Origin of the sequence: Paraburkholderia sp. BL17N1 (assembly GCF_003634175.1) — a bacterium.
GTDB lineage: Bacteria > Pseudomonadota > Gammaproteobacteria > Burkholderiales > Burkholderiaceae > Paraburkholderia.
In genome coordinates, this window is record NZ_RBIW01000001.1 from 2,104,433 (window position 1) to 2,124,699 (window position 20,267).

Genomic DNA, 20,267 nt, shown 5'->3' on the forward strand with positions numbered 1-20,267 from the left:
TAACAGGGAGCCCGCCTCATGGCAAAGTTCTTCATTGATCGCCCGATTTTTGCATGGGTGATCGCCATTATTCTGATGCTCGCGGGCATCGCGTCGGTCTTCACATTGCCGATCGCGCAGTACCCGACCATCGCGCCGCCGGCCGTGCAGATCAGCGCAACGTACCCGGGCGCATCGGCGAAGACGGTGGAAAACACCGTCACGCAGGTGATCGAGCAGCAGATGAGTGGTCTCGACCACTTGCTGTATCTGTCGTCCACCTCGGACGACTCGGGTACGGCAACCATCACGCTGACGTTCGCGGCCGGCACCAATCCTGACATCGCGCAGGTGCAGGTGCAGAACAAGCTGCAGCTCGCCACGCCGCTGTTGCCGCAAGCCGTGCAGCAGTTGGGCACCAAGGTCACGAAGTCGAGCAGCAGCTTCTTGCTGGTGATGGCGTTCGTGTCCGAAGACGGCAGCATGAACAAGTACGACCTGGCGAACTACGTCGCGTCGAACATTCAGGATCCGGTGAGCCGTATCGACGGCGTGGGCACGGTGACGCTGTTCGGTTCGCAGTACGCCATGCGGATCTGGCTGGACGCGAACAAGCTGACCAACTTCGGCCTCACGCCGGTGGATGTGGAAACCGCGTTGCAAGCGCAGAACGTGCAGGTCGCGGGTGGTTCGCTCGGCGGCACGCCTTCCGTGCCGGGTCAGGTGTTGCAGGCCACCATCACGGAAGCCACGCTGCTCAATACGCCTGAACAGTTCGGCAACGTGCTGCTGAAGGTGAACCAGGACGGCTCGCGCGTTCGCATCAAGGACGTGGCGCGTATCGAGCTCGGCGGCGAAAACTACAACTTCGACACCAAGTACAACGGCCAGCCGACGGCGGGCTTCGGTATTCAGCTCGCTACCGGCGCGAATGCGCTGGCTACCGCGAAGGCGGTGCGCGCGAAGGTCGCCGAACTGTCGAAGTACTTCCCGCACGGTCTGGTGGTGCAGTACCCGTACGACACCACGCCTTTCGTGCGTCTGTCGATCGAAGAAGTGGTCAAGACGCTGCTCGAAGGTATCGTGCTGGTGTTCCTGGTCATGTACCTGTTCCTGCAAAACCTGCGCGCCACGCTGATCCCGACGATCGCGGTGCCGGTGGTGCTGCTGGGCACGTTCGCGATCATGGGTCTGGTGGGCTTCTCGATCAACACGCTGTCCATGTTCGGGCTCGTGCTGGCGATCGGCTTGCTGGTGGACGATGCGATCGTGGTGGTGGAAAACGTCGAGCGGGTGATGCAGGAGGAGGGTTTATCGCCTCGTGACGCAACCCGCAAGGCGATGGATCAGATTACCGGCGCGCTGGTCGGCGTGGCGCTCGTGCTCTCGGCGGTGTTCGTGCCGGTGGCGTTCTCGGGTGGTTCGGTCGGCGCAATTTACCGGCAGTTCTCGCTGACGATCGTGGCGGCCATGGTGCTGTCCGTGCTGGTCGCGTTGATTCTGACGCCGGCATTGTGCGCGACGATTCTCAAGCCGGTTGAACCGGGGCATCAGGAAAAAACCACCGGTTTCTTCGGCTGGTTCAACCGCACCTTCAACAGGAGCCGCGACAAGTATCACTCGGGCGTGCACCACGTGATCAAGCGCTCGGGCCGTTGGCTGATCATCTATATGGTGGTGATTTTCGCGGTCGGCCTGCTGTTCGTGAAGTTGCCCAAGTCGTTCCTGCCTGACGAAGACCAGGGCACGATGTTCGTGCTGGTGCAAACGCCGTCGGGCTCGACGCAGGAAACCACGGCGCGCGCGTTGAAGGACGTGTCCGACTATCTGCTCAACACCGAGAAGAGCATCGTCGAATCGACCTTTACCGTGAACGGCTTCAGCTTCGCCGGTCGCGGCCAGAATGCGGGTCTCGTGTTCGTGCGGATGAAGGATTACTCGCAACGTCAGCACAGCGATCAGAAGGTGCAGGCGCTGGTGGGCCGTCTCTTCATGCACTTCGGCAGCTACAAGAACGCGCTGGTGTATCCGGTGAATCCGCCGTCGATTCCTGAACTTGGTACGGCCGCGGGCTTCGACTTCGAATTGCAGGATCGCGCCGGCGTCGGTCACGCAAAGTTGATGGAAGCACGCAATATGTTGCTGGGCATGGCGGCGAAAGATCCGACGCTGGCTCAGGTGCGTCCGAACGGCCTGAACGACACGCCGCAGTTCAAGGTGGATATCGACCACGAGAAGGCTTCGGCCCTCGGCGTGTCGCTGTCCGCGATCGACCAGACGTTCTCGATCGCGTGGGCGTCGCAGTACGTGAACAACTTCCTCGACACCGACGGCCGGATCAAGAAGGTGTATCTGCAAGGCGATGCGCCGTTCCGCATGACGCCGGAAGACCTGAACGCCTGGTACGTGCGTAACTCGGCGGGTGGCATGGTGCCGTTCTCGTCGTTCGCGAGCGGCACGTGGACCTACGGTTCGCCGAAGCTGGAGCGCTACAACGGTATTTCCGCGGTGGAAATCCAGGGCGCGGCGGCACCGGGCAAGTCGACCGGTCAGGCCATGACAGCCATGGAAGCGCTCGTGGCGAAGCTGCCGGCCGGCGTGGGCTACGAGTGGACGGGTCTGTCGTTGCAGGAACGCCAGTCCGGTTCGCAGGCGCCGATTCTGTACGGCATTTCGATCCTCGTCGTGTTCCTGTGTCTCGCGGCACTGTATGAAAGCTGGTCGATTCCGTTCTCGGTGATCATGGTGGTGCCGCTCGGCGTGATCGGCGCACTGCTGGCCGCTACGCTGCGTGGACTCGAGAACGACGTGTTCTTCCAGGTGGGTCTGTTGACCACGGTGGGTCTGTCGGCGAAGAACGCGATTCTGATCGTGGAATTCGCCCGCGAGCTGCAGCAGGGTGAGGGCATGGGGCCGATCGAGGCCGCGCTGGAAGCAGCGCGTCTGCGGTTGCGCCCGATTCTGATGACCTCGCTCGCGTTCATTCTCGGCGTGATGCCGCTCGCGATCAGTAATGGCGCGGGTTCAGCGAGCCAGCACGCGATCGGTACCGGCGTGATCGGCGGGATGTTGACGGCGACCTTCCTCGCGATTTTCATGATCCCGATGTTCTTCGTCGTGATCCGCGCGAAATTCGGCGGTGAGAAGGAAGACCCGGACGAGGCGCTCGCACACTACAACCAGCACCATCCGCATGACGGCCAGGGCGGCGCTTCGGCCGGGTCGACGGATCAAGGCTCGGGCAAGGACGGACATTGAGATGCAAAAACACTCTCTGATTGCAGTGGCGGTCGCGCTGTTCGCCGCGGGGTGCACGATGGCGCCGAAGTACGAGCGTCCGGCTCCGCCCACGACGAGCACCTTCCCGACCGGCGGCGTGTACGACACGCAACCGGGCGCGACCCAGCCGGGCGCGAGCCAGACAGACGCGACCCAGGCGGGCAAGCAACCGCCCGGCGCGACGAATGCTGCGCGCAGCGCCAACGGCGTGGCCGCGGCGGATATCGGCTGGCGTGATTTCTTCGTCGATCCGCGCATGCAGCGGTTGATCGAGATCGCGCTGAAGAACAACCGCGACCTGCGCGTGTCGGTGCTTAACATGCAGGCCTCGGCGGCGCAATACCGGATCGTTCGCGCCGGGCTGTTCCCCACGCTCGACGCCGCGGCTTCGCAAAGCAAGCAACGCACGCCGAAGGATCTGTCGGTCGCGGGGCAGACGATTACCAACACGTATTCGGTCGGCTTGAACGCGTCGTGGGAAATCGACTTCTTCGGGCGGATTCAGAGCCTGAAGGACCAGGCGCTGGCGCAATACCTGGCCACGGCTCAGGCGCGCAAGGCGGCGGAAATCTCGCTGGTCTCGCAGGTGGCGACCCAGTACATGACCGTGCTCGAGCTCGACGACCTGTTGAAAGTCACGCAGAACACGCTGAAGACCTCGCAGGAATCGTATCGGATCGCCAAGCTGCAGTTCGACAACGGCACCGGTTCGGAGCTGGATCTGCGTCAATCGCAAACCGTGGTCGAACAGGCTCAGGCCAACCTGCAGCAGCAGCTGCGTCTGCGGGCGCAAGCGGATAACGCGCTCGTGCTGTTGATCGGCGAGCCGTTGCCGGACGATCTGCCGCCGGGCATGACGCTGGACAACCAGAATCTCCTCACGGATATTCCGGCGGGTCTGCCGTCTGATCTGCTGACGCGTCGTCCGGACATCATGGAGGCCGAAGAAAATCTGCTGGCCGCCAATGCGAACATCGGCGCGGCGCGCGCGGCGTTCTTCCCGAAGGTCTCGCTGACCGGCAGCTTCGGTACGCTCAGCCCGTCGCTCGGCGGTCTGTTCAAACCGGGTTCGGCGGCATGGAGCTTCGCACCGTCGATCACGTTGCCGATCTTCGAGGGCGGACAGAATCTCGCCAACCTCGATCTCGCCAATATCCAGAAGAAAGTCCAGATCGCCACGTATGAAAAAGCGATCCAGTCGGCCTTCCGCGATGTGGCCGACGCCCTGGCGGCGCGCGGCACGTACGATCAGCAGATCCAGGCATTGGAGCGCAATACCTTTGCCGAACAGCGCCGGCTGGATCTGTCGAACCTGCGTTATACGAATGGTGTCGACAGCTATCTGACGGTGCTGACCGCGCAGACCGATCTGTATTCGTCGCAGCAGTTGCTGGTCACCGCCCGCATGGAACGTCTGCAGAACCTCGTGACGTTGTATCAGGTGCTCGGCGGCGGCTGGATCGAACACAACGGCGAGCAGCCGCGTCCGGCCGATGCACCGGTCGACTACGGTGCGGCGAGCGCGCCGGTGGCGGCTTCTGGGGCCACGGCGGGTTAGAATTGCTCGTTGCCCCCGGGCGCGTGGAGCGGTTTCAGTTTCAGCAGAAACCGCCTTGCGCAGCCCGCCATGAAAAAAACGCCACGGCATGCCGTGGCGTTTTTTTATCCGCAGCGCTTGCGCGGTCCCTCATTCGCGCAAGCGCTCAAATGTTGCGTGCCGTTCAGTGCACGTCAGCCGCGCGCAGCATGTCGTCGCCGCGCGGTTCATTGCCGCCGCGTCCGTCGAAATCATGCCCGGCGCTGCGAATTTCGCACTGCGCCTTTTTCTCGCTCTTTACGCCGTTGAAGATCAGATTCAGCACGACCGCCGACACCGATGCCAGCAGAATTCCGCTATGCAGCAGCGGAGAGAGCGCCGGCGGCAGCTTCGAGAAGAAGTGCGGCGACACCACCGGCACGAGACCCAGGCCGATACTGACCGCGACGATGAACAGGTTGTGGTGATTCTTCACGAAGTCGACCTTCGACAGCACCTTGATGCCGTTCGCCGCGACCATGCCGAACATCACGATGCCGGCGCCGCCGAGCACGAAAGCCGGCACCGAGGCGACCACTTGCGCCATCTTCGGGAATAGGCCCAGCAGCACCAGGATCACGCCGCCCATCGCGCAGACAAAGCGGCTCTTCACGCCGGTCACGCCGATCAGGCCGACGTTCTGCGAGAACGAGGTATGCGGGAACGAGTTGAAGATACCGCCGATCAGCGTGCCCAGGCCGTCGACGCGCAAGCCGCGCACCAGCGTCTTCTGATCGACCGGACGATCCACCATGTCGCCGACCGCGAGGAACATGCCGGTCGATTCAATGAAGGTGACGAACATCACAGTGACCATCGTCGCGATCGAGAGCGGATCGAAATGCGGCAGGCCGAAGTGGAACGGCATGACGAAGCCGACCCACGGCGCGTGCGTGACGCCTTCCATGTTGACGCGGCCGATCGCCAGCGCGATCACGAAGCCGGCGACAATGCCGAGCAGCACCGAGATATTGGCAAGGAAGCCCTTGGCGAACTTGTTGATCAACAGAATCAGCATCAGCACGGTCAGCGAGAGGCCGAGATAGATCGGATTGCCGTAATCCGGATTGCCCACACCGCCGGCCGCCCAGTTGATGCCGACTTCCATCAGCGACAAACCGATCACCGAAATCACCACGCCGATCACGACCGGCGGGAAGAAGCGCAGCAATTTGCCGACCGCGGGCGCGAGCAGGATCCCGACCACACCGGCCGCAATCGTGGAGCCGAAGATGTCGAGAATGCCGAGCGAGGGATTGGTGCCGATCGCGACCATCGGACCGACGGCCGCGAACGTGCAGCCCATGATGACCGGCAGACGGATGCCGAAAATCCACAGACCGAGCGTCTGGATCAGCGTGGCGATGCCGCAGGAAAACAGATCGGCGCTGATCAGGAACGCGATCTGGTCTTTCGGCAACTTGAGCGCCGCGCCGACGATCAGCGGCACTGCGACCGCACCGGCATACATCACCAGAACGTGCTGAATGCCGAGCGTGAGCAACTGGCCTGCGGGCAGTCGTTCATCGCACGGGTGAACCGTGTTCGATTGCATATTGTCTGTCTCCACCATCTGAGTTTTTGGGATGACTCCAAGGTATCGGGGACTAAAAAGCACAACAAGACCAGTGGGGCCTATTCCGGCATTCCCGGTGACGATATGGGTAGGGGCCGTTTGAAAGCCAAAAGAAATGCGCGGGCCTGGTCCATCGGCGGTCAGCCCCTTGCAGTGGCGATGCGAGGCTGTGCGTCGCGCGAGTCCGGATTGACGCGATATGTGTGAGAATCAATGAGGTGTATCTGGCTCACCGCATAGTCCTGTTTTGATGTGGCTCGCGGCGCGGGTGGGTTAACCCGCGATTCGCGATTTTCGGCGTGCGGTCGGGCATGCTTTTCAAGCGCTGCGCCGAAGCTGGAAAATGCGCTTTTCGGGCAGCTTTCGCGTGCTTATTTCGCTCCTCAATTTGACGTTCAATCGCCCATGAGTTTTCTCGGCATCGACCTCGGCACCGGTTCCCTCAAAGTAGCAATCGTCGACGAAAACGGTCGCGAGCAGGCGGTGGCGAGCGTCGCTTACCCCATCGAAACGCCGCAGGCGGGGTGGGCGGAGACATCGGTGCAAACATGGTGGCGCGCGCTATGCGAAGCCGCCGCGCGTTTGCCCGACGGATTGCGCCGCGATGTGCGGGCTATCGGTTTTTCCGGACAGATGCACGGCGTCGTATTGGTCGACGCAGCGGGCGAGGCCGTGCGGCCCGCCATGCTGTGGCCCGACACGCGCGCGCTGGCCTTGCTCGACGCGTGGCCCGAGCCGCAGCCGAATCCGGTTGCGCCGGGCATGGCCGGTCCGCTGCTGCGCTGGATCGTGTTGCACGAGCCGCAGTCCGCGAGCCGCACGCGCTGGGCGCTGCAACCGAAAGACTGGCTGCGCGTCGCACTGGGCGGCGCGGTGGCGACCGATCCCTCCGACGCCTGCGCGACCGCGCTCGCCGATCCCGCCGGCGTGTGGGACGCGGCGCTGCTCGATCGGCTCGAGATTCCGCGCGAATGGTTCGCACCGCTGGCGCCGTCCTATGCGGCCGGTGGTGTGTTGTCGGAGAGCGCGGCGCGGGCGTTGGGGTTGCGCGCCGGCATCGTGCTCGCGACCGGCGCGGCCGATACGCCTTGCGCCGCGCTAGGCAGCGGATTGGCGCACGACGGCGACGCATTGCTGACCACTGGCACTGGCGGACAGATCGTGGTGCTGGCGGAGCACGCGCCCGCGGCGGTCAAGGGCTTGCATCGTTATCGCGCGGCGAGCGATCACTGGTATCGGATGGCGGCGATGCAGAACGTCGGCATCGCGCTCGAACGCGCGCGCGGGTGGCTGTCGTATGAATGGGCCGATGCGTATCGGGACGCGTTCGGTGACGCGACCAACGCAATCGGCGCATCCAGCGCGACCGACGCATCCAATGCGAACACGGCGGCGGCATCCGGCCTCACGTTCCTGCCGTACCTCACAGGCGAACGCACGCCCTGGCTCAATCCGATGGCGCGCGGCGGCTGGCTCGGCCTCGCGCTCGATCACACGCGCGGCACGATGATGCGCGCCGCGTTCGAAGGCGTCGCGTTCTCGCTGCGTGCCGGACTCGACGCGATTCGCGCGAGCGGCGCGACGGTGACGGCGTTGAAACTGGCGGGCGGCGGCTCCGTCGACGCCCGCTGGCGCCAGTTGCTCGCCGATGCGCTGAATGTCGAACTGCACGCGGTCGATTGTCCGAACGCGGCGCCGCGTGGCGCGGCGATTCTCGGCGGCCTCGCAAGCGGGCATTGGCACGCGCGCGATCTGGCCGCGCTCGCGCCGGGCGCGACGCGCGTTGCAGGTCCGCAAGGCGACGCGGCGCTTGCCGGACGCTATGAGCGCTTTCTCGATCTCTACGGACGAGTCGAAACATGGTTCACCGAAACGCCGTCGCAATGAGCGAATGTCATGTCAGGTTCAGACAATGCCGTGACGCACTTTGCAATACCATTACGTTTTTCACTCGCTAACGTATGAGTCGGCGCAGTGCGCCGAACGACAATGATGACGTGCTCGCATGAGACGCACGAACCAACCGCAGCACCGAATCGCAACACATGCGCGCCGCAACGCAGTCCGCCGCGACGCGCCTTGCCTCGACAGACTTACAGGATTACAGGAGCATTGACGATGAAGACCAAAGCAGCAATCGCATGGAAAGCCGGCGCGCCGTTGACGATCGAGGAAGTCGATCTGGAAGGGCCGCGCGCCGGTGAAGTCCTGATCGAAGTGAAGGCCACGGGCATTTGCCATACCGATTACTACACGCTCTCCGGCGCGGACCCAGAAGGCATCTTTCCGGCGATTCTCGGGCACGAAGGCGCGGGCGTGATTGTCGATACCGGGCCCGGCGTCGGCACGCTGAAGAAGGGCGATCACGTCATTCCGCTCTATACGCCGGAATGCCGCCAGTGCAAATTCTGTCTGTCGCGCAAGACCAATCTTTGTCAGGCGATCCGTTCGACGCAAGGCAAAGGTTTGATGCCCGATGCGACCTCGCGCTTCTCGCTCGACGGCAAGCCGCTATTTCACTACATGGGCACGTCGACGTTTTCGAACTACATCGTCGTGCCGGAAATCGCGGTGGCGAAAGTGCGTGAAGACGCCCCGTTCGACAAGATTTGCTACATCGGTTGCGGTGTGACGACGGGCGTCGGCGCGGTCGTGTATTCGGCGAAGGTCGAGGCGGGCGCGAACGTGGTCGTGTTCGGTCTCGGCGGCATCGGGCTGAACGTGATCCAGGGCGCGAAGATGGTTGGCGCGGACAAGATCATCGGTGTGGACCTCAATCCGGGCCGTGTCGAACTGGCGAAGAAATTCGGCATGACGCACTTCATCAAAACGAACGAGGTTGAGAACGTGGTCGATCACATCGTGCAACTCACCGACGGCGGCGCGGACTACTCGTTCGAATGCATCGGCAACACGAAGGTGATGCGTCAGGCGCTCGAATGCACGCATAAGGGCTGGGGACAGTCGTTCATCATCGGCGTGGCGGCGGCGGGCGAGGAAATCAGCACGCGTCCGTTCCAATTGGTGACGGGTCGCGAGTGGAAAGGCTCGGCGTTCGGCGGCGCGCGCGGCCGCACCGACGTGCCGAAGATCGTCGACTGGTACATGGAAGGCAAGATCAATATCGACGATCTGATCACGCACCGTCTGCCGCTCGAGCGCATCAACGAGGGCTTCGATCTGATGAAGAAGGGCGAGTCGATCCGCTCGGTCGTGCTGTACTAATCCGGAAGCCTCGCCATGCTTGAACTCTTGTCGTCGCATGTCTGTCATGGCGGCGAGCAGCGCATCTATCGGCACGACTCGCAGACCATCGGTCTGCCGATGCGCTTCTCCGTCTATCTGCCGCCGCAAGCTTTGCAGGCCAGTGCGAACGTGCCCGCGCTGTTCTATCTCGCGGGTCTCACGTGCACCGAAGAAACGTTTCCGGTCAAAGCCGGCGCGCAGCGTTTCGCCGCGCAGCACGGCATTGCGTTGATCGCGCCGGATACGAGTCCGCGCGGCGCGGGCGTGCCGGGCGAAAGCGCGGCGTGGGACTTCGGCGTGGGCGCGGGCTTTTACGTCGATGCCACCCAGCAGCCGTGGGCGCAGCACTACCGGATGTACTCGTACGTGCGGGACGAACTGCGTGAAACGGTGCTCGCGAATCTGCCGGTGGACGGCGCGCGTCTGGGCATTTTCGGGCATTCGATGGGCGGTCACGGCGCGTTGATGCTCGCGTTGCGCAATCCGGAGATCTATCGGTCGGTGTCGGCGTTCGCGCCGATTGCCGCGCCGACGCGCTGTCCGTGGGGCGAGAAAGCGTTCCGCGGCTATCTGGGCGACGACCGCGAAGCGTGGAAGCAGTACGACGCGAGCGAACTGGTCGCGCGGACGTCGCGCCAGTTCTCGGAAGGGATTCTGGTCGATCAGGGACTCGCGGATCAGTTCCTCGCGGAGCAACTGAATCCCGACGTGTTCGAAGCCGCTTGCCAGGCCGCAGGTCAACCGCTGACGCTACGCCGTCACGCGGGCTACGACCACGGCTATTACTTCATCTCGACGTTCATCGAGGATCATCTCGCGCATCACGCGAAGGTGCTGCTCGGCTGAAGGCTCGCAGGACGACGATGGCGGTGTGCAGATACGATGCCGCCATCGTTCCTGAAGACTCAATGCCGTCTCAACAAACTCCCGCCGTACACCACCGCCGACAGCACGGTGATCCAGAAGCTCGTCGGCCAATCGGTGTAGAACGCGAGTGTCAGACCGAGCCACGCCTGCAGTAGCGCGAACACTGCGGCGAGCACGAGGCCCGCTGAAAGCCGCGTCGTCATGTTTTGCGCGGCGGCAGCCGGGCCGACCATCAGCGTGAACACCAGCAGCACGCCGACAATCTGCGTGCACGCCGCGACGGCGAGCGCCGCGATCGCGAGAAACAGCACGGACACGAGGCGCAACGACACGCCCTTGGCTTCGGCCAGTTCCGGCTGCAACGAAGCGAACAGCAGCGGCCGCATGATCGCCGCGAGCGCCAGCAAACTCACGACACCCAAGCCCGCCAGCACGCCGAGCGTCGATGCATTCACGCCGAGCACATTGCCGAACAGCAGCGCCGTGACTTGGGTCGCGTACGCGGTGAAGAAGTGCAGAAACAGCAAGCCGAAACCGAGCGACAGCGAGAGGATCACGCCGATCGCCACATCGCGTCCGGCGAGGCGTTCGCCGAGCGCGCCCATGCCGACGCCCGCCGCCAGCGTGAAGCCGATCATCCCCCAGATCGGCGAGATGCCGATCAGCACCGCGCCGGTCGCGCCGGTGAAGCCGACGTGCGAGAGCGCGTGGCCCGCGAAGGTCTGTCCGCGCATCACCAGAAAATAGCCCACCACGCCGGCCAGCACCGCGACGATCCCCGACGCCGCGAATGCGTTCACCATGAAATCGTATTCAAACATCGTGCTTGTGTCCGTCGCGTGAGTCGTGCTGGTCTGAGTGGCCGTGCGCGTGGCCATGCGAATGGGAATGCGAGTGCGAGTGCGAGTGCGAGTGGCCGTGGCCGCCGTGCTCGTCGTGTTCGTGCTCGTGATCGTGCTTTTCCACTTCGACGTCGCCCGACATCACGAAGATGCGGCCGTTCACGCGCATTACGTCGATCGGCGAGCCGTAGAGGCGCGACAGGACCGGCCGCGTGATCACTTCGTCGACGGTGCCGAGCGCCGCCACGCCGCTGCCGAGATACAGCACGCGATCGAGCGCGTGAAGCAGCGGGTTCAATTCATGCGCCGAAAACAGCACGGCGATGCCGAGTTCCTGTTGCACGCGCCGCACCAGTTCGACCACGCTCTTTTGATGATGCGGGTCGAGGCTGATCAACGGCTCGTCAAGCAGCAACAGTTTCGGGTTGCCGAGCAGGCACTGCGCCAGCAACAACCGCTGACGCTCGCCGCCCGATAGTTCCGACAACGGCCGCTCGGCCAGCTTGCGGCCGCCCACCAGATCCAGCACACGTTCGACATCGGCGCGAGTGGCCGCGTCCGCATGCGGCAAGCCCCAACGATGGCCGTCGGCGGCCATCGCGACGAAATCGCGGCCGCGCACGCGGCGTCCGGCGAGCGCGCTGCGCGTCTGCGGCATATAGCCGATCGACGAATTGCCGCGTTCGACCGGTTGCCCCAGCACGCGGATCGCGCCTTGAGCGGCAGGCACGAGACCGAGGACGGCGCGCATCAGCGTCGTCTTGCCCGCGCCGTTGGGTCCGAGCACGCCGATGAATTCGCCCTGGTTCACCACGAAGCCGGTGTCGCGCAGAATCGTGCGGTCGCCGAGTTCGAGCGTCACGCGTTCGAGTTCGAGCACGGGCGCGCTGCTGGGCTCGCGCGCTGGCGCGCCGCGGCCAGTCTGGGTCATTGGGTTTTTCCTTTCGCGCCTGAAGCCGCAGCCGCACTTGCGCCGTTCGTATCACCCGAGGCCAGCGCCGTGTCCAGCGCGTCGAGCTGCGTCAGCATCCACGTCTGATAGGTCTTGCCGGCCGGTTCGGTCTCGGTGACGCTCATGGTCGGCACCTTCGATTGCTGCGCGAGCTTCAACATGCGTTTGGTCAGGGCCTCAGTTGCCTGGCTGTTATAGATCAGAACACGGACGCGCGTCTCGCGCAGGTCGCGTTCGAACGCGGCGATATCGGCCGCGCTGGCTTCGGTGTCGTTCATCGTGGCGAGCTGGAAGCGCAGGTTGCGCATCGTCAGGCCCACGGCGTCGGACATGTAGCCGAACACCGGTTCGGTCGCCGTGACCGGCACGCCGGCGTAGCGGCCATGCAGTTCGGCGACTTTGGCGTCGACTGGTTTCAGCGAATCGAGAAACTTCGCGAGGTTCGCATCGTACGCCGACTTGTGCGCCGGGTCAGCCGCGACGAGCGCCTCGCTCACCGCGCGCGCCACTTTCGGCATGGTCGCCGGGTCGTACCAGAGGTGCGGATTGTCGCCGCCTTTCTTGCCGACGAGATCGGCCGCGACGATCGTCACGCGCTTCGCGCCCTTCGACGCCGCCAGCAGTTTTGCCATCCACGGATCGTAGTCGGCGCCGTTGTAGACCACAAGGCTCGCATGCTGCAGCGCGCGCGCCGTCTTCGGGCTCGCTTCGAACAGATGCGGGTCCTGCTCCGGATTGCTGAGGATGCTCGTCACGTCGACGCGTTCGCCGCCAAGTTGCTGCACCACGTCGCCGTAGAAATTCTCCGCCGCGACCACCGGGATTTTGGCGTCCGCGGCCATCGCGGCGTGGCCGAACACGACCACGGCGGCGCTTACCGCGACGTACTTCAACAGCTTGAGCGCACGCTGCGCGCCTTTGAACATCGGGCCGAATTTCTTCATTGCTGTGTCCTGCTGCGTGAGGGTTGAATGGATCACTGACGTTAGGAAAAGCGCGCCGGCTCTAGGCCGGCTTTGTGTCGGCCGAAGCGTCGCCAGGCCGCGCCGTGCGGGCACATAGCGCGCATAGACCGCTCAGTTCGACCACCTGCCGATGCACTTCGAAGCCGTGGGCCGGCGCGCTATGCGACAACTGTTCGGCGAGGTCGTCGCCGGGAATTTCGACGGTGGCGCCGCAGCCGTCGCACATCAGAAACTGGCTGCGATGCGGCACGCCGACTTCGCAGCAGGCCACAAACGCGTTCTTCGATTCGATCCGATGCACGAAGCCATGCGCGAGCAAAAAGTCCAGCGCGCGATACACGGTCGTGGGCGGCACGCGGCCGCGTTCCGGTTCGAGCGCATCGAGCAGTTCATAAGCGCCGATCGGCCGCTCGCTCGCGACGATCGCCGCATACACCTGACGACGCAGCGGCGTCAGCGCGAGCCCGTGCAAGGCGGCATGCGCTTCGGCATGCGCGAGGCGCACGGCATGGTGTTCTGCAGTCGATGTGGCCATCGGCGGAGGCTCCTACGAAATGGCAATCGGGCGAAATCGCAACCAAACAGCTTCGAAGCGAAGCGAGGTCGCAATGATATAACGTATCTCGAAATGTTGTCAGCATGGCCGCATGGAAAGCAGATTGGCCGACTGCGAGTTCTCGTACTAGTGTTGATCGGAGCAGGAATGGGGTGCCGGAGTCCTGCCGCGCTGCACCATCGAAATCTGCTCGGGCGCCTTGACATGGCCCGGTGCGTATCCGATCATTCGATCACTAACAGAGCAATTGTTCGCGTGATGAGCGTTCGCTCACCGCGCCTCAAGAAGCGAAACGAACCGGAGACGAGCAGTGGCGGCACGATTGCAGGACAAGGTGGCCATTCTGACGGGCGCGGCAAGCGGAATCGGTGAAGCCGTGGCGCGGCGATATCTGGACGAAGGCGCGCGCTGCGTGCTGGTCGACGTGAAGCCGGCCGACAGTTTCGGCGACTCGTTGCGTGCGATCCATGGCGATCGCGTGCTGACGGTGCGCGCCGACGTCACACGCCGCGACGATATCCAGCGCATCGTGGCGAGCGCGCTGGAGCGCTTCGGGCAAATCGACATTCTCTTCAACAACGCGGCGCTCTTCGACATGCGCCCGATCCTCGACGAATCCTGGGACGTATTCGACCGTCTCTTCGCGGTCAACGTGAAGGGCATGTTCTTCCTCATGCAGGCCGTGGCGCAAAAGATGGTCGAGCAGGGCCACGGCGGCAAGATCATCAATATGTCGTCGCAAGCCGGACGGCGCGGCGAGGCGCTCGTGTCGCACTACTGCGCGACCAAGGCGGCGGTGCTCAGCTACACGCAATCCGCGGCATTGGCGCTTGCGCCGCACAAGATCAATGTGAACGGCATCGCGCCGGGTGTCGTCGATACGCCGATGTGGAACGAAGTCGACGCGCTCTTCGCGCGCTATGAGAAGCGCCCGCTCGGCGAGAAGAAACGGCTTGTCGGCGAAGCGGTGCCGCTCGGCCGCATGGGCGTGCCGGACGATCTGACCGGCGCCGCCCTGTTCCTCGCGTCGGCGGATGCCGACTACATCACCGCGCAAACCCTGAACGTCGACGGCGGCAACTGGATGAGCTGAGTCCGCGCCGTTCATCGTCAATTTCGTAGAACAAACGCTGCACTACATAACGTACGAGAAAGGAGACAACACATGAAGCCAGCCCTCAAATCCACGCTAAAGGCGGTCAGTGCCGGCGCGGTCGCATGCTTTGCATTGAGCGCGTCGGCGGCGACGGTAACGATCGCCACGCTGAACAATCCGGACATGATCGAGTTGAAGAAGCTCTCGCCCGAATTCGAAAAGGCGAATCCGGACATCAAGCTGAACTGGGTGATTCTCGAAGAAAACGTGCTGCGTCAGCGCGCTACCACCGACATCACGACCGGCAGCGGCCAGTTCGACGTGATGACGATCGGCGCGTACGAAACGCCGCAATGGGGCAAGCGCGGCTGGCTCACGCCGCTCACGAATCTGCCCGCTGATTACGATCTGAACGACGTCGTGAAGACGGCCCGCGATGGCCTCTCGAGCGGCGGCCAGTTGTACGCGCTGCCGTTCTACGTCGAAAGCTCGATGACGTATTACCGCAAGGACCTGTTCGAGAAGGCCGGCCTGAAGATGCCCGACCAGCCGACTTACGACCAGATCAAGCAATTCGCCGACAAGCTCACCGACAAAGCCAACGGCATTTACGGCATCTGCCTGCGCGGCAAGGCGGGCTGGGGCGAGAACATGGCCTACGGCACGACGGTGGTGAACACCTTCGGCGGCCGCTGGTTCGACGAGAAGTGGAACGCGCAGCTCACCTCGCCGGAATGGAAGAAGGCGATGACCTTCTACGTCGATCTGCTGAAGAAGGACGGTCCTCCGGGAGCGAGTTCGAATGGCTTCAACGAGAACCTGACGCTGATGTCCTCTGGCAAGTGTGCGATGTGGATCGACGCCACGGTGGCAGCCGGCATGCTCTACAACAAGCAGCAATCGCAGATCGCCGACAAGGTCGGTTTCGCCGCGGCGCCGGTCGCGGTCACGCCGAAGGGTTCGCATTGGTTGTGGGCCTGGGCGCTGGCGATTCCGAAGTCGTCGAAGCAGGCTGACGCGGCGAAGAAATTCATCACGTGGGCCACGTCGAAGCAGTACATCGAACTGGTCGCGAAGGACGAAGGCTGGGCCTCGGTGCCGCCGGGAACGCGTAAATCCACCTACGCGCGTCCTGAGTACAAGCAGGCAGCACCGTTCGGCGACTTCGTGCTGAAGGCAATCGAAACGGCTGATCCGGAGCATCCGACGCTCAAGCCGGTGCCGTACACCGGTGTGCAGTTCGTCGGGATTCCTGAGTTCCAGTCGTTCGGCACCGTGGTCGGTCAGAGCATCTCCGGTGCGATTGCCGGTCAGATGACGGTCGATCAGGCGCTGGCAGCCGGCAACGCCACCGCGGATCGCGCGGTGAAGCAGGCCGGCTACCAGAAGTAAGCCACGGTCCGTTACGTGGCACGCGCCGGCTGACGCCAGTCAGCCGGCTTACGCGGCACAGCGGGCCTTGCCGCCACACGTGCGCCGCGACATCGCAGGGTGTCGTCGCGGCTTCGGGCGGCGGTCCGCGCATTACCACAGGTGGTCAATCATGCGTCCTCTGCGCCTACCTATCATGCATGCCCATCCCCAGACAGAAAAAGAACGCGAAACCCGCAAAGCCAATTCCGCCCGCTGGCTAGTCACGCCTTCGGTTGCGGTGCTCGTGCTGTGGATGGCGATTCCGCTCGCGATGACGATCTGGTTTTCGTTCTCGCGCTACAACCTGTTGAATCCGGATCTGAAAGGCTTCGCGGGTTTCGACAACTATAAATACCTTGCCAGCGATCCGTCGTTCGGCCCTTCGATCGGCCACACGCTCGAACTGATTATCTCGGTCCTCGTGATCACGGTGGTGGGCGGCGTGCTGATGGCGATCCTGTTCGACCGCAAGTTCTACGGCCAGGGCGTCGCGCGGTTGCTCGCCATCGCGCCATTCTTCGTGATGCCGACCGTGAGCGCGCTGATCTGGAAGAACATGATTCTGCATCCGGTCTACGGCCTGATCGCGCAGGGCATGCGCGCCATGGGCATGACGCCGATCGACTGGTTCGCGGAATATCCGCTGACAGCCGTAATCATGATCGTCGCGTGGCAGTGGCTGCCGTTTGCTTTCCTGATTCTGTTCACGGCGATCCAGTCGCTCGATCAGGAGCAGAAGGAGGCGGCGCGCATCGACGGCGCGGGCCCGTTCTCGATGTTCTTCTATATCACGCTGCCTCACCTGAAACGGGCGATCGCGGTGGTGGTGATGATGGAGACGATTTTCCTGCTGTCGATCTTCGCCGAAATCTATACGACCACGGGCGGCGGTCCGGGCACCGCGACCACCAACCTGTCGTACCTGATCTATTCGCTGGGCCTGCAACAGTTCGACGTCGGTCTCGCGTCGGCGGGCGGCATTCTCGCTGTCGTGCTGGCCAATATCGTGTCGTTCTTCCTCGTGCGGATGCTCGCGAAGAACCTGAAAGGGGAGTACGAAAAATGAGCCAAGTTGCCTCTACCCCGGTGTCGAACCCGACGACTGCCATGACGGTGCCGGCGAAGTCGCCGTTCGCCGCGATCCGACGCGGCATTCCCGGCGTGATCGCCTGGCTCGTCGCCCTGCTGCTGTTTTTTCCGATCTTCTGGATGACGATCACCGCCTTCAAGACGGAGCAGCAGGCCTATGCGTCGTCGCTGTTTTTCACTCCGACGCTCGATAGCTTCCGCGAGGTATTCGCGCGCAGCAACTACTTTTCGTTCGCGTGGAATTCGATACTGATCTCCGTGGGCGTGACGATTCTGTGCCTGATACTCGCCGTGCCGGCCGCGTATGCGATGGCGTTCTTCCCGACCCGCCGCACGCAGAAGGTGTTGCTGTGGATGCTGTCGACCAAGATGATGCCGTCGGTCGGCGTGCTGGTGCCGATCTATCTGCTGTGGAAAAACAGCGGACTGCTGGATTCGGTGTCGGGTCTTGTGATCGTCTACACGCTGATCAATTTGCCGATCGCAGTGTGGATGTCCTTCACGTACTTCGCCGAAATTCCGCGCGACATTCTCGAAGCAGGGCGGATCGACGGTGCCGCGACCTGGCAGGAAATCGTCTATCTGCTGATGCCGATGTCGCTGCCGGGTCTGGCCTCGACGGCGCTGCTGCTCGTGATCCTGTCGTGGAACGAGGCGTTCTGGAGCATCAACCTGTCGAGTTCGAATGCCGCGCCGCTGACCGTGTTCATTGCTTCGTATTCGAGTCCTGAGGGCCTCTTCTGGGCCAAGCTGTCCGCCGCTTCGCTGCTGGCGGTCGCGCCGATCCTGATCGTCGGCTGGCTGTCGCAGAAGCAACTGGTGCGCGGCCTTACCTTCGGGGCGGTCAAATGACGGCAGGCACGAGTGGAAGCACGCTCGCCGGCAATTTCGCGCTGATCTGCGATTGCGACGGCGTGCTGATCGACAGCGAAGCCGTGGCGGCGCGCATGCTGGTGCACGAACTCGAAGCGCGCTGGCCCGACACCGACGTCGAACCGGTCGTCATGCCGCTGCTTGGACTGCGCATCGAGAAAGTGCTGCAAGGCACCGCGGCGCAGCTCGGCAAGAGCCTCAGCGACGATGATATTGATTCGATCCGGCAAGCTGTGGAAGCGGCGGCGATGCAGGCGCCAACGGTCGAAGGTATCGAAGCCGCGCTGGCTCAGGTGCCGCTCACCAAAGGCTGCGCCAGCAACAGCTTTCGCCCGTATGTGGAAACGGTGCTGACGCGCACGGGTCTCGTGAGATTTTTCGGCGACCGCCTGTTCTGCGCTGACGCGGTGCCGAATCCGAAGCCCGCGCCCGACGTTTATCTGGCGGCGGCCAAGGGCCTCGGACTCGCGCCTTCGGCGTGCCTCGTGGTGGAGGACAGCGTTACCGGCGTGACCGCGGCCACGGCGGCGGGCATGACGGTGCTCGGCTTCATCGGCGGCGGTCATGCGAGCGATGCGCAGATCGACAAGCTGCATGCAGCCGGGGCGCGCCATGTATTCGACGACATGCAGCAGTTGCCCGAACTGGTCGCGCAATGGACGCTGAGCGCAACGGCGGCCGCGCCATAAGCGGCGGCATCGAAAGCGAATCAAATGTAGCCGCCTGAGCGTCACAAACAACTCAGGCAACCGAAACATCGGACAAGCAACACACAGCATTACACGGAGACACATCATGGCAAGCGTAACTCTGCGCAACATCAGGAAGGCGTACGACGAAAACGAAGTGATGCGTGACATCAACCTCGATATCGCGGACGGCGAGTTCGTCGTGTTCGTGGGCCCGAGCGGTTGCGGTAAATCGACGCTGATGCGGATGATCGCCGGCCTCGAAGATATCAGCGGCGGCGATCTGACCATCGACGGCATGCGTGTGAACGACGTGGCGCCCGCCAAGCGCGGCATCGCGATGGTGTTCCAGTCGTACGCGCTGTATCCGCACATGACGCTGTACGACAACATGGCGTTCGGCCTGAAACTCGCCGGTACCAAGAAGCCGGAAATCGACGCGGCAGTGCGCAACGCAGCGAAGATCCTGCACATCGACCATCTGCTCGATCGCAAGCCGAAGCAGTTGTCCGGCGGCCAGCGTCAGCGCGTGGCGATCGGCCGCGCGATTACGCGCAAGCCGAAGGTGTTCCTGTTCGACGAACCGCTGTCGAATCTCGACGCCGCCTTGCGCGTAAAAATGCGCCTCGAATTCGCGCGTCTGCATGACGAACTGAAGACCACGATGATCTACGTGACGCACGATCAGGTCGAGGCCATGACGCTGGCGGACAAGATCGTGGTGCTGTCGGCGGGCAATCTGGAGCAGGTCGGCAGCCCGACCATGCTGTATCACGCGCCGGCCAACCGTTTCGTCGCGGGATTCATCGGTTCGCCGAAGATGAATTTCATGGAAGGCGTGGTGCAATCGGTTACGCACGACGGCGTCACGGTGCGCTACGAAACCGGCGAGACCCAGCGCGTCGCGGTGGAACCGGCCGCGGTGAAGCAGGGCGACAAGGTGACGGTCGGCATTCGCCCCGAGCACCTGCACGTAGGCATGGCCGAAGACGGCGTCTCGGCCCGAACCATGGCGATCGAATCGCTCGGTGACGCCGCGTATCTGTACGCGGAATCGAGCGTCGCGCCGGACGGACTGATCGCGCGCATTCCGCCGCTCGAACGTCATACCAAGGGTGAGACGCAAAAACTCGGCGCCACGCCGGAGCACTGCCATTTGTTCGACAGCGCGGGGAAAGCATTCCAGCGTAAGATCGTCGAAGTGCTGGCCGCGTAATGATTGGGAAAGCGGCGGGCGCGCCGCTTTCCTTTCAATCACGCTCCGGAAAC

At 63.3% G+C, this 20,267-nt stretch carries 16 protein-coding genes; 11 read left to right on the forward strand and 5 right to left on the reverse strand.

Going from position 1 to position 20,267, the window contains the following annotated elements:
• Positions 1-18 precede the first annotated feature (18 nt).
• Entirely contained in the window at positions 19-3,237 is a 3,219-nt protein-coding gene (locus tag B0G82_RS09475) for an efflux RND transporter permease subunit (RefSeq protein ID WP_121307227.1), read from the forward strand.
• 1 nt (position 3,238) lies between these two features.
• A complete protein-coding gene (locus B0G82_RS09480; RefSeq protein ID WP_116139272.1) occupies positions 3,239-4,816 on the forward strand; it encodes an efflux transporter outer membrane subunit in 1,578 nt (525 codons plus the stop codon).
• 163 nt (positions 4,817-4,979) lie between these two features.
• Here the strand turns inward: B0G82_RS09480 and B0G82_RS09485 are convergent, their stop codons facing one another.
• Complete coding sequence (locus tag B0G82_RS09485) at positions 4,980-6,389, reverse strand: nucleobase:cation symporter-2 family protein (protein WP_121307228.1); 1,410 nt, start codon at positions 6,387-6,389, stop codon at positions 4,980-4,982.
• 426 nt (positions 6,390-6,815) lie between these two features.
• Here B0G82_RS09485 and B0G82_RS09495 point away from each other — a divergent pair, with 426 nt between their 5' ends.
• From B0G82_RS09495 to fghA, 3 genes are all read left to right on the forward strand, one after another.
• Positions 6,816-8,297: an FGGY family carbohydrate kinase gene (locus B0G82_RS09495; RefSeq protein WP_121307229.1), complete on the forward strand. Its 1,482-nt coding sequence runs from the start codon at positions 6,816-6,818 to the stop codon at positions 8,295-8,297.
• A 231-nt stretch (positions 8,298-8,528) separates the two neighbouring features.
• Positions 8,529-9,635: an S-(hydroxymethyl)glutathione dehydrogenase/class III alcohol dehydrogenase gene (locus B0G82_RS09500; protein WP_121307230.1), complete on the forward strand. Its 1,107-nt coding sequence runs from the start codon at positions 8,529-8,531 to the stop codon at positions 9,633-9,635.
• 15 nt (positions 9,636-9,650) lie between these two features.
• Positions 9,651-10,502, forward strand: coding sequence for an S-formylglutathione hydrolase (gene fghA / locus B0G82_RS09505; protein WP_121307231.1), 852 nt, complete (start codon positions 9,651-9,653; stop codon positions 10,500-10,502).
• A gap of 59 nt (positions 10,503-10,561) precedes the next feature.
• Here fghA and B0G82_RS09510 read toward each other — a convergent pair whose 3' ends face one another.
• From B0G82_RS09510 to B0G82_RS09525, 4 genes are all read right to left on the reverse strand, one after another.
• The gene (locus B0G82_RS09510; protein WP_121307232.1) at positions 10,562-11,344 is read right to left on the reverse strand and encodes a metal ABC transporter permease; all 783 of its coding nucleotides are present in this window, start codon (positions 11,342-11,344) and stop codon (positions 10,562-10,564) included.
• Positions 11,337-12,296: an ABC transporter ATP-binding protein gene (locus B0G82_RS09515; protein WP_121307233.1), complete on the reverse strand. Its 960-nt coding sequence runs from the start codon at positions 12,294-12,296 to the stop codon at positions 11,337-11,339. The genes B0G82_RS09510 and B0G82_RS09515 overlap by 8 nt, the downstream gene beginning before the upstream one ends.
• Complete coding sequence (locus B0G82_RS09520) at positions 12,293-13,261, reverse strand: metal ABC transporter solute-binding protein (protein WP_121307234.1); 969 nt, start codon at positions 13,259-13,261, stop codon at positions 12,293-12,295. Before B0G82_RS09520 ends, B0G82_RS09515 begins: the two co-directional genes overlap by 4 nt.
• Positions 13,262-13,322: 61 nt before the next feature.
• Positions 13,323-13,817 carry a Fur family transcriptional regulator gene (locus B0G82_RS09525; protein WP_121307235.1) on the reverse strand — a complete coding sequence of 165 codons (495 nt, stop codon included), beginning with the start codon at positions 13,815-13,817 and terminating at the stop codon, positions 13,323-13,325.
• Positions 13,818-14,148: 331 nt separating this feature from the next.
• Between B0G82_RS09525 and B0G82_RS09530 the strand changes: the two genes are divergently transcribed.
• The 6 genes from B0G82_RS09530 (at position 14,149) to ugpC (ending at position 20,214) form a co-directional block, all read left to right on the forward strand.
• Positions 14,149-14,931, forward strand: coding sequence for an L-iditol 2-dehydrogenase (locus tag B0G82_RS09530; RefSeq protein WP_116139285.1), 783 nt, complete (start codon positions 14,149-14,151; stop codon positions 14,929-14,931).
• A 72-nt stretch (positions 14,932-15,003) separates the two neighbouring features.
• Positions 15,004-16,326: a sugar ABC transporter substrate-binding protein gene (locus B0G82_RS09535; RefSeq protein WP_116139287.1), complete on the forward strand. Its 1,323-nt coding sequence runs from the start codon at positions 15,004-15,006 to the stop codon at positions 16,324-16,326.
• A 151-nt stretch (positions 16,327-16,477) separates the two neighbouring features.
• A complete protein-coding gene (locus tag B0G82_RS09540) occupies positions 16,478-17,413 on the forward strand; it encodes a sugar ABC transporter permease (RefSeq protein WP_116139289.1) in 936 nt (311 codons plus the stop codon).
• 41 nt (positions 17,414-17,454) lie between these two features.
• A complete protein-coding gene (locus tag B0G82_RS09545) occupies positions 17,455-18,288 on the forward strand; it encodes a carbohydrate ABC transporter permease (protein ID WP_241974671.1) in 834 nt (277 codons plus the stop codon).
• Positions 18,285-18,998 carry an HAD family phosphatase gene (locus B0G82_RS09550; RefSeq protein ID WP_121307236.1) on the forward strand — a complete coding sequence of 238 codons (714 nt, stop codon included), beginning with the start codon at positions 18,285-18,287 and terminating at the stop codon, positions 18,996-18,998. Before B0G82_RS09545 ends, B0G82_RS09550 begins: the two co-directional genes overlap by 4 nt.
• A gap of 106 nt (positions 18,999-19,104) precedes the next feature.
• Positions 19,105-20,214, forward strand: coding sequence for a sn-glycerol-3-phosphate ABC transporter ATP-binding protein UgpC (gene ugpC, locus B0G82_RS09555; RefSeq protein ID WP_121307237.1), 1,110 nt, complete (start codon positions 19,105-19,107; stop codon positions 20,212-20,214).
• Positions 20,215-20,267 lie beyond the last annotated feature (53 nt).